We start from the raw sequence: 14,446 nt of genomic DNA, 5'->3' as shown, positions 1-14,446 counted from the left end.
GATTATATTATTTGACAACATGCCAGCAACGCACACGAAAGATGAACTGAGTCATTTCTTGAAACCAGGAACTAAGCTATCCATAGAGATGGAACTTGGTCCTCAAAAGAGCAGCTCATACGTTACAACTTATTTGGGCTTGAAAGAAAACGCCTATCTGATTATTGATATTCCAACAAAGCTGCTGGAAGATCATGCGATTAGAAGACTCAATAATGCAGACGTCGTTGTTCGTGGTGTATCAGACACGGAGCTCGGGCACGTAGTTGCATTCAAATCCAGTGTGTTAATGCACATTAGCCACCCATCCCCTCTTTTATTCGTCCGAATACCGACGACGTTTGCCACAAAACCCGTGCGCGAATTTGAACGTTACAAATTGAAAATGGACTGCACTATTGACCATGGCGGTCATGTCTACGACGGAAGCCTGATTGACTTTTCGATAGCTGGGATTGGCATCTCGACCTTATTTGAACCGGAATTCCAAGTGGGTGATAACGTCAGGGTTGATTCAGCACTTAGTGCTTATGTAGGCAGCGACAATCATTGCTTAATCGCAAACATCAAAAAGTTAGCCAAAGGCTGGATCATTGGCATTAAGTTTGACAAGCCAATCGCAATGACTGACCAGCTGAAAGTAGCGTTGCTGGAACAGTATTTTCTGTCCAGCAACTAACGTTTAATGCTAAAAGCAAATTGAACGGCTATTGTTCGCCAAAGCGAGTTGCTTCGAAGCTGTTGAGGAATCGATGTATCAGATAGGTCACGAGTAGCGTTGCAACAATGGCAAACAGGATACTGCTCACCCGATACAGCGCACTAAAGATCAAATCACCACCTGGGCTTAAGTATTGACCAAATAAAATGCCTAACGTGGTGAGTCCACCAAAGCCCGCTCCGGATCCACTGGATTCTTTAACGTGCATATAGCTGAAAATCATTGCGCCAATCCACAGCAGAGGTACGACGAATAACAAGGTATCTGACCAGTCATAAAGCACTAGCTGGCTGGTAATACCGAACGTCACCCCCAGTAACGTGCCCATCGCTCTTTTACGAGCATAACCTAGGGCACCATTCCAATGCATCGGAAACAACAGCAATATCGTCGTAGCCTGTGCCGACAGAGAGTCACTTAAGTCGAAAACCTGGAAAACCAGAAACGACATAGTTACGATGCTTGCTCCCATCAAGGCTTCATGACGCATGCGATGGCTTTTCTTCGGTTCCGAAGGTCTGGCTGGTGGCTGACGAGGCTCTGCATCTGGGATGAGAAACGTCACTAAATACGCAACAACAACTGAAAGAACATTCGCTTCCAGATTACTGAAGATAAGATCATTTAGGTCAGTACTGACATAACTGGAAAAGTGCAGCATGATGCTGAGGTTCAATACACTACTCGCACCAAACAGGAATAAACTTCCCTTCGACATACAAGCAAATTTGTACAGAAACAATCCAAAAGCAATCATCGTCATCATGAATGGATGACTGCCAAACAGTCCAGCAAGAATACCAACTTCCAGGCCACAAACTACGGCGGCAAATATCATCTGCCTAGCCGCATGCAAGCTCATCACAGGAACCATGCCGAGCAGCAGCATCGGCGTTACCGTGTAAAACACACCGTAGTTCCAGCCGAAAAGTTTACATACGGTAAAGCCTATCGTAGCGCCAGTGGCGATTCGAAGGCACTGCCTGAGATCATTCTCAGACATGGGGTGGTCCCATAACTTCATACCACCTCCTGATTAATAGATGTAATGCAGAGCACTCAAGAAATGAATCTGTAGGTTACTAAACCACCCAGAGATCGTATTCTCAGGCAACAGTTGGACGGTTGCACGCGCTCCGGCAGGGAACGAGTGCTGCTCTTGATCGTCAATCGCTAAATGCAAACGCATGCGCTGTGCATCCCTAACCCAACGGTCCGTCTCTGTCGGTGTGGCAAGTCGTCCATCAGCATCGAACTGACCAGAACTTACGCCAGCATCAATACTTGTGATTCGAGCTTCAAAAACGTCACCCGGCAAGCTATCAAAAGCAACCAATGCTCGGCTGTCACGATTAAAGTGGCGCAGGCTCTTTTCTCGAAAATCCGCAATGATGTCAACGTCATCTGAGACTAATGCAACCAGAGGACTTGCCGCAGAGGCGTAAGCACCCACTTCCAACTGAAGGTTGGCAACGATACCATCATGCTCAGCAATAATTTTTGTGTAAGATAAATTCAACTCAGCTTGCTTGAGTTGGTTCTGCGCAACACGCACGCTGACATTATCTTCACCTATTTCACCACGGCTTACTTCAAGCTCCTTCAGGCGAGCACGTGCTGCTAACAGGTTGGCTTTTTCAGCAGTAGCGCTACTCTGCGCATCATCTAGTTGCTGTTGAGAAGTACCGTTTCGGTGGAACAGCTTATTCAAACGCGCCGCTTCTCTCACCTTTTGCTCTGCAACAATCTTGCTTGCTTCCACATCCGCTTTAGCAGCGGCGATTGATGCATCCAGCTGATCATTGTTTTGAATCACCTGATCCAGATTGAGCTGAGCACGTTCAACCGCCAGTTGGTAAGGCTGTGGATCGATCTGGAACAGTACTTCACCCTTATGGATTTCCTGATTGTTTGTGACGTAGATTTCTGTGATTTGCCCACTAACACGAGGCGCCACTTTGGTTACCACACGAGTTGCCATTGCTTGAGGCGTAAGAGGCATTGCCAGGTCGGCAATTAGAAAGTAAGCAAAGACAAGGACAAACGCTACGCATGAATATTTAATCCAGCGCGCGAACTTTTGGTCTGGAGTCATAGGATTCAACTTCTCTTTTTAGGTTTTCTGACTTATTCGCTAAGTGTATCGAGTGCATTGCGAGCAATTTGCTCTAGGATTAATCCCATGGCCTTAAGCTCATCATCATTAATGTCCGACAGTAATTTTCTACGAACCTCATAGATTCGGCTCTCTAGTTGAGTAATAAGAGCTTTACCGTCATCAGTCAGGCTGACAATACGGGCGCGCTTGTCATATTCACAACAACGTCGTATTACCAGAGACTGCTCTTCGAGTAATTTTAAGGTTCGCATTAATGACGACAGTTCTATCTCTAGTGCTTCCGCGAGATGCTTCTGGCTGACGTTGTCCCCCATGCGATGTAACTTCCATAAGGCAGTCCAGCGCGGATACGTCAGGTTCAGTGGCTCAAGCTCTCGGTCTGCGACCATTTTCCATAAACGTGAGACGCGAGATAACTTTTCCGCAACGGAAAGCTCTCTCAAAATGTCGATGTCTTGAATCATTACAAACACTCAATTACTTAGCATGCTAAGTAATATAAGTTAGTTAGCATGCTAAGTAAATAACTTTGTGACAAAAATCACATTAAGTTCAAGGGGAGAAGTTTTGTCGCAGAGTGATCTTAGGTAATAAAAAAGGCACAACTTGCGTTGTGCCTAATATGAGCTGATGTTTTTTTATACCCAGTCGACTAAGAATCGCTGTTTGTAATCTAAAAGCGCTTCATGGAATGCGTTTTCTTTAATTGGTTTAAGTAAGATGTAGTTCGCCCCCGCTTCCATAAACGCATCACCTGTTTCTTTTGCAGTATCTGCCGTACAAGCATAAATCGGCGTGCCTAGTTTGAGGTTTCGGCGAATCTCTTTTGTGGTTTCTATACCACCGAGATGCGGAAGTTGGTTATCCATTAAGATCAAGTCATAGGTATGGTGTTTTAACCGCTCGATGGCCTCGAGCCCGTCTTTTGCCCATTCAACCTGCATTTCATACTTATTACAAAAGGCTTTTAAAATAAACGCGTTAGTATGATTGTCTTCGACAAGCAGGACTTTCAACGTTTGATTAAACATATCTTCAGGGTTGATATGTTGATCGGGTTTATTTTCACTTGAAAGACGTTCACGGTCTCTCACTGGCAACGTTACAACAAATGTCGTTCCAACCCCTTTTTGACTGTAAACTTGGACATTACCGTCTAACATATCGACCAAACTTTTGACGATTGTCAGCCCTAAACCGCTACCACCGTATTCACGCGTTGTCGTTTCCTCTTCCTGCACAAACGGTTCAAACATTTGCTCGAGTTTGTTCGGGTCGATACCGATACCCGTATCGGACACTTCAACCACCAGCACACTGTTCTCAACCCCTTCAAACTGATCCAATACCGCGCTTAGCCGAACACTTCCTGATGGCGTAAATTTGACTGCATTACTGAGCAGGTTAAACATAATTTGGTTGAGGCGAACCTGATCGGTAAAGAGTGCGACTTGAGGATCCAACTGGTTTTCAATAACCAGTTCCACGCCTTTACTTTCACAAATCGGACGATAAATATTCTCTAAAGTGCGAACAGTATCGGTGAAGGAAAACGAGTGCTTTTGAATATTAAACTTCCCTTGCTCGATTTTCGAGAAATCTAGAATGTCATTCAAAACAGCAAGTAAGTGCTCACCACTATGACGAAGCACGTCTATCTGGTTACTCTGTTCTTGCGATTTAACCGCACCTTTCAATAGCTGAGCGACACCTAAAATACCGTTAATTGGCGTTCGAATTTCGTGACTCATCTTAGCGAGGAAATCAGCGCGAGCTTGAGCGGATTTTTCTGCTTCTTTTCTGGCGACATTACTTTGCTTTTCAGCCTCGATAAGCGTTGTAATATCTTGCCCTTGAACAATGATACCGCTGAGATCGCCATCCACCAGAATGGGAGACAAGTTCCAGCGATACACTTTCTCGCCAATCGGTACATTCACTCCGGTAAGAGTTGCGCCTTGCGATGCCATACGCAGGTGAGGAAGTAATTTTTCCTTAAAGCTCTTAAACACGGGAGGCATGGTTTTATTATCATTTTCGAGCACCAGCTCTTTTCTCGCCGCTGGGTTTATTTGTATCAGAACCCCAGCTTCAGACCACACCATGATCGGCGATAAAGCAAAGTTAAACAGGTCACGGAATGAACGTTTTTGTGCTTCAAGCTCTTCAAAAGTGTTTTCTAGCGTCGTCCCGATATCATCAAACTCTTCGATATCTGACCCGCCAAATCGCTCAAACCCTTTTTCTTCGCGAGCTGAGCGTGTGTACGACATTAAGGAGTCAAGTTGTTCTGCTACTTTATTCTCTATCCACTCTTTGGTCAGTAAGGCGATCAAGATCATCCCGATAACCGAAGCCATCATCGCCAAAAGATGCTGAACCTGCAGGGTAACGACACTTTGATTATCCTGAACCGTCAATAGAGATAAATCCGTATGAGCCGCATTCACCTCAATTGGTGTCTTAATAATCAATAGTTGGTCGAGCTTCTCTTGAGATTCTCTACGTTTCAGAACATCAAATATTTTGTAAGACTCATCACCAGCCAACGAGTTGGCTAGAGGTAAGTTATTGGAGATGAGTACAACATTATCGACGTTACCTTCGTTTTTCAGCCTTTCCATCAAGCCAAAGTTGTTGTCCAAAACGACAACATTGTAGGAGTAACCCATCACTTCGCCCGTTGTGGGTTCAAGTACGGGGACTCTTCTCACCAGCAAATGACGAGCGCCCATTGGCGTTAGTGACGTAATGTAGTACCAGTTATTGGTGAATGTGACGCTATTGGAAATAGTATCGAGTATCGAGTCATTAATGCCATAAAAATGGGCGTTTCCATCATCCCAGATAATGCCTTGATGGTTAGTGAGGAAGCGAATTTCAGGCGTGTGTGCAGGATCACTCTGGTCAATGCTCAGAAAAAAGAAATTTAAGGCTTCTTCATCCCGCTTCGTATAGAAATCAAGCACCACATCGCTTTTAGAATTGCTGTCGTGGTGGATCTGTATCGCAGCGAAATGACTGTCAAAAATATTCAGAATCAGGGCAGATGTTTGTTGCTTTGTCCTGTCGACTTCTTGCCAAATAATCTGTTTGGAGAAGTAATAACTCTGAACGAATATGCCTAAAATTATCGGAGCAAGAACGAGAATTATAATTTTAGTTATGAGCGTCGACAAAGAGCGACGCTTTCTGGTTGATGTGTTTGTCATCAATTATCTGAGTATCTAAATGCGCGCTTTCTTAAGGCTTCTATTCTTTCGGGAGAATCTGATGTGGTGACGACTTCATAGTCACCAGAATATACAGTTGGTACTGACTTCCCTTCCAGATCCCACTTTATGGCTTCTGCCATCGCAATACCAGTATCGTCGTTCATACGCATGACGGTTATATCCAACTCTCCATTTAAAATGGCGTCTAGCTCTGCAGAGCCCCCTCCCCAGCCATTAATCATAATATCATCGCGCCCGAGTTCAGCTAGCGCTTCAACGGCACCAAGAGCGACATCGGTTGAGCAAGCATAAATAAAATCGACATCAGGGTACTTGTCCAGACTGGCTTTTGCCGCCTCATACCCAGACTGCTTTGTCGCCTTGGTGTAATATGCAGATTGTAGCTCAAAGTTGCTGTCACGGTTTACCTGGTTAATAAATGTGTTCCCTCTTACATCACTAATGTAGCCTTCTGAAAAGTAAAGCACACTGTAGTGAGTGTTTTGGGGGAAGCGTTGACTAAACTCTTTCGCCAGTTTTCTGCTGCCTTCAGCATGGTCAAAACCAACATAAAGAAACGGCTGATGTTTATCCCAATCTCTTACTGGTGTCGTAATGTTTTGTAAGATCAGTTTGGTTTTCTTCGAATCTAAGACATGCTCAATAAATTTGCGATGTCTGGTGGTATCGAGCGTAAAGATGAGATAGTCCGAGTTGCTTTTCAAAGCCTCCATTAAAGACAGACTTTGCTGTTTGATATCGGCGTTTGGACGGGTAAAAACCTGATTGAGCTGATAGTTAATATTTAGCTTATCTAACCGTTTTTCAAAAGCATCTATGTTTCTGATCCAGTAATCTGAGATTTGCTGCCCTGGGTAAACGACAGAAATCTTCAGTTCACGCTTTTTATCGCTAGTCACCGGAATCGGTTTTTCTCTGACAGCTTCAGCCAGTGCGTTGGTTAGTTGCTTTTGCTCCGGAAATTCTTTCAGAAACTCTTGATATTCCCAATATCCATTCAGGACTTGCGATGGATGTGCTGCTGGGGCAATACCAGCTACTAATACAAGGGAGAATATTAACTCTTTTTTCATCTGTTGCTCTATTAGTTTTATATCGAGTCTAATTCACTCTATTTATTATCTAGCCGAGTCATCCGTTACTTGGGCGCGTTGAACTATTGTAATCTACCTTCCACTAAGTACTGGTTTCAATAACATTTTCTTCGTTATGCATTATGCGTCAGATGAGTCTTACATAACAAACGAATATTGCATTATATTTCATAACATTATGAACGCATCTTTTAGATAAAAAGAAGCCGCCTTATAGGAATCGGCGGCTCTTCGTAAGTCGGTGTCATGCGTTTATTCGACCATTTATCGGCGTTTAACGACGAACGGTAAATATCAAGCTGTGGTGTTCATCTAGGCCAAGAGACGCTTTTGACTCAACTAATAGTTCTTTTTTCGTTTTAGCTAGCTGCTTAATAAAATACTCAGCTTTCATCGCCAGACTCTTGGAATCAAATTTCATGCTCCATTCCAGAACTAATGGCCCTTTACCTTTTAGTGCCTTAGCGCCTTTGCCATCTTGATGCTGTTTAAACCGGCGTTCAATATTGTTGGTTACACCACAATAGAGTGCATTCCGGTTATTTCGTATCAGATAAACACTCCAAACTTGTTCGACACAATCACTCATCAAAGCAGAGATTCTACCTGAGCTTTCAAAGCTTCGAGTTCTTCTCTCAGCATTGCCACTTCTTGTTCAAGCTGACTAACACGATCTGAGCTCGGCGACATAGTCGCTGTTGTCTCGATAGCAGAGGCATCCACTTCACCGCAGAATAAATGCATGTAGCGAGATTCACGCTTACCAGCCTCTCGTGGCAGTTTTACGACTAATGGACCTTTTTCTTCGCTCGCTAAGTGTTCCAGAACGTTTTCCACCTCTTTAACATCGCGAAACGTCGTCAGGCGGTTAGTTCGGGTGCGAATCTCACCTGGCGTCTGAGCCCCGCGCAACAGCATGCAGCATATAATGCCTTTTTCTTGCTCAGTCAGTTTCAGGTCGCCAAACTCTGTATTGCAAAAACGGTGCTGATATTTGCTCACTCGGCTATTAAAAGCACTTTCGTCACTGACTAGTCGACGTTCAATCAGCGCATCTACCGTATCTAATACATCAGACTCGGACAACGACATGACTGGCTCACGATTGCTTTTTTGATTACATGCGTTGGTAAGTGCATTCAGACTAAGGGGATAAAGATCGGGAGTCGTCACTTCTTTCTCGATCAGGCAACCAATTACTCGTGCTTCTATTGCCGTTAGCTCAACTTTCATAATGCATTCCTTATTATTTTTTGCATTTGAATTTTATACTCAAGCCGCTCTAGAGGGTCAGGCTGAAACCTGAACAGGTTAGAAAGCGCTTGAATATAAGGTAGTCAGGCTAAAGCATAGACTAAGACCTGACCCCTTTTGTGAATCGGGATAGGACTTAGTGCTCGGAGAGAATAGGTACTTTTCTCAGATTACCATCTTCATCAATCATCATTATTTTCGAACGATTGAGTTCAACTTCTGTAAGTTCAAGTTGATCGCGTGCATTGATGTATGCTGTTTTTAACTTCTCAGCCAAAGAACTCGTGACTTGTTCACTATCTTGACTGTCGACTTGCTCCGCAGTGTTACGAGAGTCCATATCAAGTGTCATCATTTTGTATTTAATGATGCTGATAATATAGTGAAGGCTCAATCATGACAACGCATCGATTTACTCAAACCCCGTATCAAACACATATTTATCCAAACTAAGTCGCACAAAGACACGTTTTGTTTCGCGGCGGCTGCCAATTCAAACACAAGAATCGTAATGCATGAATCATTTCAAGCGTGAAATCACCATTGCTCTGAGGTGCGCCAAATCAGGCTCAACAGGCATAAAACTGAGATGGTTTCTTGTTGTAAGGCAAGTCACACAATGATTGGTCGAGAAGTGTTCAACTCATCGTCGTGATTGATCTAAAGACTGTTATGCTACGGGATGTTGTGCTTTAATCGAGAAAGATATTCACAAATTAGGAAAGGGAACTATGAGTAGCGTATTTGAAATCGTTAACCAAGCTCGTCGCAAGAATAAATTGAAACGAGAGCTTCTTGATAACGAGAAAAAAGTTCGTGATAACCGCAAACGTGTAGACCTGCTAGAAAACCTTCTAGACTACATCAAGCCAGAGATGACTCACGACGACATCTTAGCGATCATCAAAAACATGAAAGCAGATTACGAAGATCGTGTTGATGACCACATCATCAAGAGCGCAGAAATCTCTAAAGCACGTCGTGACATCAGCCGTCGCATTCGTGAACTGACGGAAGAAGACAAGCAAACTAGCGGCAAGAAATAAATACCAATAGTTCTGTTATAATTTGAACCCCGAGTAAGACAACTTGCTCGGGGTTTGTTTTTGTCACGGATCAAAGTGGTGTGTACAATTGCACCAACGTTATCCCAAACCTAATAACTGAATAAGCTTTCTATGTCCTCAACTACGATCAGTCCTCAACCTACATTAGCCAAGCAATTGTTCTCGATGACATGGCCCATGCTCTTTGGTGTTTTATCACTGATGAGTTTTCAGCTTGTGGACAGTGCTTTTATCGGCCAACTTGGCGTCTTACCTTTGGCGGTACAAGGGTTCACACTGCCACTGCAAATGGTCGTGATCGGTATTCAGGTTGGCTTAGGCATCGCGACAACCGCGGTTATCTCTAAAGCACTAGGAGCCAATGAAACACGCTATGCTAAACAACTTGGCGGTTTAGTCCTAATGATAGGCTCGGTAGGGGTTGCGATAATCAGTGTGTTAATTTGGTTGCTTCGTTACCCGATATTATCCATGCTCAGCGCACCGGATACGGTTATGCCTATCATCGATAGTTACTGGCCATGGTGGTTACTGAGCTCCTGGACTGGTGCCCTCCTCTACTTTTACTACAGCATCTGTCGAGCCCACGGAAATACCATGTTGCCAGGCACCATGATGATGATCACCAGCGGTGTAAACCTAGTTCTCGATCCGATCTTCATATTTACCTTCGATCTCGGCATTAATGGCGCAGCGCTTGCGACAATTGTCGCGTTCAGTTTTGGTATATTGGTCGTGGCTCCACGAGTCAAAAAGAGCCATTGGGCCACAACGCAATGGCAAGATCTAAACGTAGTTAAGAGTGTCCGTTCCATCGGCAATATCATGGGGCCTGCGATGATAAGCCAACTCTTACCCCCTTTGTCTTCCATGCTCGCAACTAAGCTACTGGCAGGATTTGGTACGGCTGCCGTCGCGGCATGGGCGCTGGGATCGCGTTTTGAGTTTTTCGCCATTGTCTCTGTACTCGCATTAACTATGTCTCTACCGCCAATGGTCGGGCGATTGCTTGGCGCAAAAAACTATGATGATATTCAATCGCTGGTGAGTATTGCAGTTAAGTTTATTCTGATCTTCCAGCTCTTAATTGCCGTTATTACCTTTGCTGTCGCGAATCCTCTGGCATTATTAATGACCAGCGATATTCAGGTTGAGCAAGTGTTAGAAATGCATTTGATGATCGTCCCGATTAGCTTAGGCTCTCTGGGCGTATGTATGCTTATGGTTTCTATCTGTAATGCATTAGGTAAGTCATACACAGCGCTAACCGTTTCGGCGTTACGTCTGTTCGTCTTTTTCCTGCCGTGTTTGTGGGTTGGTTCTCAGCTTGGGGGAATCAGAGGTCTTCTGCTTGGTGCTTGTCTGGGTAATATCTGCGCAGGCATCGCTGCTTATCTCACTTATCGTCGCACTATCGCATCTCTGTCCAAAAGGCATAAAGCGTACTAAGTCGATAAACCAATAAGATCAGACATCACAATAATGAAGCCCTCTATATTGAGGGCTTCATTCGTTGAGTTAAATACAACCTTCTAATACATCAAGCTGTTTTGTCCGCTGGAAAAACAACGCCAGTTTGTCTTCTGACTTCAGTCAGGACTTTTGCTACCGTCAATGAACGTTGTTTGGTGCTCTCATCAATCACACCTAACTTAAGTTGCTTGGCAAAAGCTTTCGCTTCGTAAAACATGTGGTTTTCGGTTTGTGGCAGGGTCAGTACTTCTTTCTCTTTACCACGAAGAATGCGTTCGACGCCACGACCCGTGGAGATCATATCGACTAAGACGCTACCTTGCTCACCCTGAAATTCACTTGGAATAAGCGAGTCGCTTACTTTTGAATGCAGCAGGTTGACGTTAAAATCATCGTAGGCAAGGGTCACACTCCCGCATCCATCCACACCGGATGGTAAGACAACCGCACTGGCCTGAACCTGATTTGGCTCGCCAAACAACTCAATTGCCGAACCCAGACAGTAATAGCCGATGTCCATAATCGAACCATTGGAAAAATCCGGATTGAACGTATTCGGGTTCTCGCCGTTTAAATACTTTTGATAGCGAGAGGAATACTGGCAATAACTGATCGTAGCGTGTCTTAACGGAGCTATGGTAGGCAGGCTTTCTTTCAACACAGTAAAGTTGGGAGTATAAGGCGACATGAATGCCTCAAAAAGCACGACTTCATTTTCTTCAGCGCACTTAAACATTTCTTGTGCAAGGGCGTAATTTGAGGCCATCGGCTTTTCACAAATGACATGCTTACCCGCTTTTAGCATTTGCAGCGCTTGAGGTGCATGAAGCGAGTTTGGACTAGCAATGTAAACCGCATCAATATCCGGATCATTGCCCAAAGCGTCTAAACTGTCGTAGAAATTCTCCGCATGGTATGGCGCACCAAATGAACGCGCCTTGTCAAACTCTCTCGAATATACGGCTTTGAGACGAAACTCCCCCGTTTGTATCGCTGCTTCAACAAATTGTTGAGATATCCAGTTCGTCCCAATAATCGCGAGATTAAACATGTCATTTCCTTCTAATTTTGATCGTAAACGCCAAGTGACTTCAGCTTATCTAATCGATTTAAACAAGGTTTATCTGATTAAACAACGCCTGATAGCGAAAGAATCGCTGCTCTACGTGTTCCACAATTTATGACTTATAATTGTGACAGCGTCACTTAAGATATAGAATTTATCGCAGCTAATCGTCGATTTATTGATAAACCTCAACAACCTCTCCTCCCAGGGCTGGTAATTTGAACCCGTTTTGTGGCTCGCTAGCTCGAATGATCATTCTGATTTTGCTCTTCCCGTGAACAATAAACCTAATCCTTATATGGTTAATGGTATTTTTGGCGCTATAAATCCCAGTTCATATTGTGATTTGATGCAAATTTTTGATATTAAATCTGAACCTCAGAAGCACATTTCATCCCATCCATTAGTCTCAGTTGATAAAGAACATAATTAAGACTTTTATGTTTACCTCCAGAGTTGCGTTATCGATTCACATCACATATTTATGTAAATGAGATCTTATATTTCAATCAAAACCCATGATAGTAAGCATTATCATCGCAAAATAAGTTTGCATTTTTAAAAATGTCAACACCTTAAATACGACGCCTTAGTCACATTAATCCTCCACAGATAAGCCATAAAACAGTGATTTCCACTAGGTTTATTTTTCCTAGCAGAATAAGCCCTTCAGCCGTAGAATTCGCCCCATAATTATTACAACCCGATTACATTACCACCAGACTCCTACGCTCTACCGTAGAGGTACTAGCGGCGAGTATGGTTAGCCCCCAAAACGTGAAAGGTCCAATACAACAATGAGTCCAGAGAAATATCTCCAAGACTGGCAAACTAGCCAAACGATTGCTGAATCTATCTCCCCTCTAATCGGTAAGCTGTATCGTGAAAAAGGAATCGAAGTGGTTCTGTTCGGTAAGACGCTTATCAACGCCACAACTATCGACATTCTCAAAACTCACCGCGTAGCAAGAAGATACACTGGAAGCCCTCTTTCTCTAGAGCAAACAATGCCTATCATTGAAGCACTATGTGAAATGAGCATTTCGTCTAGCCGCGTTGATATTGGTCATCTGGCAACTAAGTATTGGAATGAGCACGAAGACACTTCTTCACTAAATGATTTCCTACAAACAGCACTTCAAGGTGCTCGTGATGCAGATTCTTCTCTGAAAGCTCGCGATGTGGTTCTTTACGGTTTTGGTCGCATCGGGCGTCTACTAACTCGTCTTCTTATTGAAAAGAGCGGCCCTGGTTACCCACTAAGACTTCGCGCAATCGTTGTACGTGGTGGTAAAAAAGGCGACTTAGAGAAGCGTGCTAGCCTACTTCGTCGTGACTCGGTACACGGTCAATTCAATGGTAGCATCATCATTGATGAAGAGCGCAAAGCACTGATTGTGAACGGTAACTTCATTCAAATCATCTACGCAAACAACCCAAGCGAAGTTGACTACACCGCTTACGGCATTAACAACGCACTTGTTGTAGACAACACAGGCGTTTGGCGTGATGCAGAAGGTTTAAGCCAGCACCTAGCATGTAACGGCGCACAGAAAGTACTTCTGACTGCACCTGGTAAAGGCGATATCAAGAACGTTGTATTTGGTGTAAACGAATCTGTGATTCAAGAAGAAGACACCATCATCTCAGCAGCAAGCTGTACAACAAACGCGATTACACCAGTACTGAAAGCGTTGAACGATAAGTACGGTGTACTTTCAGGCCACATCGAAACGGTTCACTCTTACACTAACGACCAAAACCTGATCGATAACTTCCACTCAGGCGATCGCCGTGGACGTAGTGCATCTCTGAACATGGTTCTGACTTCAACTGGTGCAGCAAAAGCAGTAGCAAAAGCACTGCCAGAGCTAGCTGGTAAGCTAACAGGTAACGCGATTCGCGTACCTACGCCAAACGTTTCAATGGCAGTTGCAAACCTAAACCTAGGTGAAGACGTGGATCGTGATTCACTGAACGACTACCTACGTGAAATGGCTCTGAATTCTGAGCTATCAGCACAGATTGATTACACAGACTCAACTGAAATCGTTTCAACAGACTTAGTTGGTTCTCGTCACCCTGGCGTAGTGGATGGTCAAGCGACTATCGCACAAGACAAGCGTTGTGTACTATACATCTGGTACGACAACGAATTCGGTTACAGCTGCCAAGTTGTGCACTGTATGGAACAAATGATGGGTGTTCGTTACCAAACATTCCCTCGATAGGTGAACATTGCTCCACAACGTTAACCACATGGTGTAGCGAACTATACCTCAACATTTGTTCTTTATAATAAGCGCGAAAGCGCACTACTAATCTTAACTCCCCATTTATACGCCTGAGCTTCCCCTCAGGCGTTTTTTATTCATACGATTTAACTTTCTTCAGTCTTTGACATTCCTCAGACATA

Annotated in this window: 13 protein-coding genes; 4 read left to right on the top strand and 9 right to left on the bottom strand. The window is 44.0% G+C overall.

Annotation, left to right across the window (positions count from 1 at the left end; all coding sequences use genetic code 11):
* The first annotated feature begins 19 nt into the window (after nucleotides 1–19).
* Complete coding sequence (locus V1U08_RS14085) at nucleotides 20–679, top strand: PilZ domain-containing protein (RefSeq protein ID WP_014233776.1); 660 nt, start codon at nucleotides 20–22, stop codon at nucleotides 677–679.
* A gap of 28 nt (nucleotides 680–707) precedes the next feature.
* On the opposite strand, the gene V1U08_RS14080 is transcribed toward V1U08_RS14085, so the two are convergent.
* The 8 genes from V1U08_RS14080 to V1U08_RS14045 form a co-directional block, all read right to left on the bottom strand.
* Nucleotides 708–1,745 carry a DUF2955 domain-containing protein gene (locus V1U08_RS14080; RefSeq protein WP_014233775.1) on the bottom strand — a complete coding sequence of 346 codons (1,038 nt, stop codon included), beginning with the start codon at nucleotides 1,743–1,745 and terminating at the stop codon, nucleotides 708–710.
* A 12-nt stretch (nucleotides 1,746–1,757) separates the two neighbouring features.
* Nucleotides 1,758–2,816: an HlyD family secretion protein gene (locus V1U08_RS14075; protein ID WP_065297789.1), complete on the bottom strand. Its 1,059-nt coding sequence runs from the start codon at nucleotides 2,814–2,816 to the stop codon at nucleotides 1,758–1,760.
* Between the two features lie 32 nt (nucleotides 2,817–2,848).
* Nucleotides 2,849–3,304 carry a MarR family transcriptional regulator gene (locus tag V1U08_RS14070; RefSeq protein ID WP_014233773.1) on the bottom strand — a complete coding sequence of 152 codons (456 nt, stop codon included), beginning with the start codon at nucleotides 3,302–3,304 and terminating at the stop codon, nucleotides 2,849–2,851.
* 174 nt (nucleotides 3,305–3,478) lie between these two features.
* On the bottom strand, nucleotides 3,479–6,052 hold the full coding sequence (gene luxQ / locus V1U08_RS14065; RefSeq protein ID WP_239948303.1) for a quorum-sensing autoinducer 2 sensor kinase/phosphatase LuxQ: 2,574 nt from the start codon (nucleotides 6,050–6,052) through the stop codon (nucleotides 3,479–3,481).
* Nucleotides 6,052–7,149, bottom strand: coding sequence for an autoinducer 2-binding periplasmic protein LuxP (locus V1U08_RS14060; RefSeq protein ID WP_065297791.1), 1,098 nt, complete (start codon nucleotides 7,147–7,149; stop codon nucleotides 6,052–6,054). Before V1U08_RS14060 ends, luxQ begins: the two co-directional genes overlap by 1 nt.
* 295 nt (nucleotides 7,150–7,444) lie before the next feature.
* On the bottom strand, nucleotides 7,445–7,759 hold the full coding sequence (locus V1U08_RS14055; protein ID WP_330470844.1) for a GIY-YIG nuclease family protein: 315 nt from the start codon (nucleotides 7,757–7,759) through the stop codon (nucleotides 7,445–7,447).
* Nucleotides 7,759–8,403: a YceH family protein gene (locus V1U08_RS14050; RefSeq protein ID WP_330470843.1), complete on the bottom strand. Its 645-nt coding sequence runs from the start codon at nucleotides 8,401–8,403 to the stop codon at nucleotides 7,759–7,761. Before V1U08_RS14050 ends, V1U08_RS14055 begins: the two co-directional genes overlap by 1 nt.
* A gap of 157 nt (nucleotides 8,404–8,560) precedes the next feature.
* Entirely contained in the window at nucleotides 8,561–8,764 is a 204-nt protein-coding gene (locus V1U08_RS14045) for a hypothetical protein (RefSeq protein ID WP_014233768.1), read from the bottom strand.
* A 391-nt stretch (nucleotides 8,765–9,155) separates the two neighbouring features.
* Between V1U08_RS14045 and V1U08_RS14040 the strand changes: the two genes are divergently transcribed.
* Nucleotides 9,156–9,470, top strand: a complete 315-nt coding sequence (locus tag V1U08_RS14040) for a DUF496 family protein (protein WP_014233767.1) — start codon at nucleotides 9,156–9,158, stop codon at nucleotides 9,468–9,470.
* Between the two features lie 132 nt (nucleotides 9,471–9,602).
* Nucleotides 9,603–10,940 carry an MATE family efflux transporter gene (locus V1U08_RS14035; protein WP_065300810.1) on the top strand — a complete coding sequence of 446 codons (1,338 nt, stop codon included), beginning with the start codon at nucleotides 9,603–9,605 and terminating at the stop codon, nucleotides 10,938–10,940.
* Between the two features lie 91 nt (nucleotides 10,941–11,031).
* On the opposite strand, the gene V1U08_RS14030 is transcribed toward V1U08_RS14035, so the two are convergent.
* A complete protein-coding gene (locus V1U08_RS14030) occupies nucleotides 11,032–12,015 on the bottom strand; it encodes a Gfo/Idh/MocA family protein (RefSeq protein WP_330470842.1) in 984 nt (327 codons plus the stop codon).
* Between the two features lie 812 nt (nucleotides 12,016–12,827).
* Between V1U08_RS14030 and V1U08_RS14025 the strand changes: the two genes are divergently transcribed.
* Nucleotides 12,828–14,261: a glyceraldehyde-3-phosphate dehydrogenase gene (locus V1U08_RS14025; RefSeq protein ID WP_020334141.1), complete on the top strand. Its 1,434-nt coding sequence runs from the start codon at nucleotides 12,828–12,830 to the stop codon at nucleotides 14,259–14,261.
* Nucleotides 14,262–14,446 lie beyond the last annotated feature (185 nt).

It is taken from the genome of Vibrio sp. YYF0003 (assembly GCF_036350715.1).
GTDB classification, from domain to species: domain Bacteria; phylum Pseudomonadota; class Gammaproteobacteria; order Enterobacterales; family Vibrionaceae; genus Vibrio; species Vibrio natriegens.
This window is presented reverse-complemented; position numbering and strand designations above follow the sequence as displayed.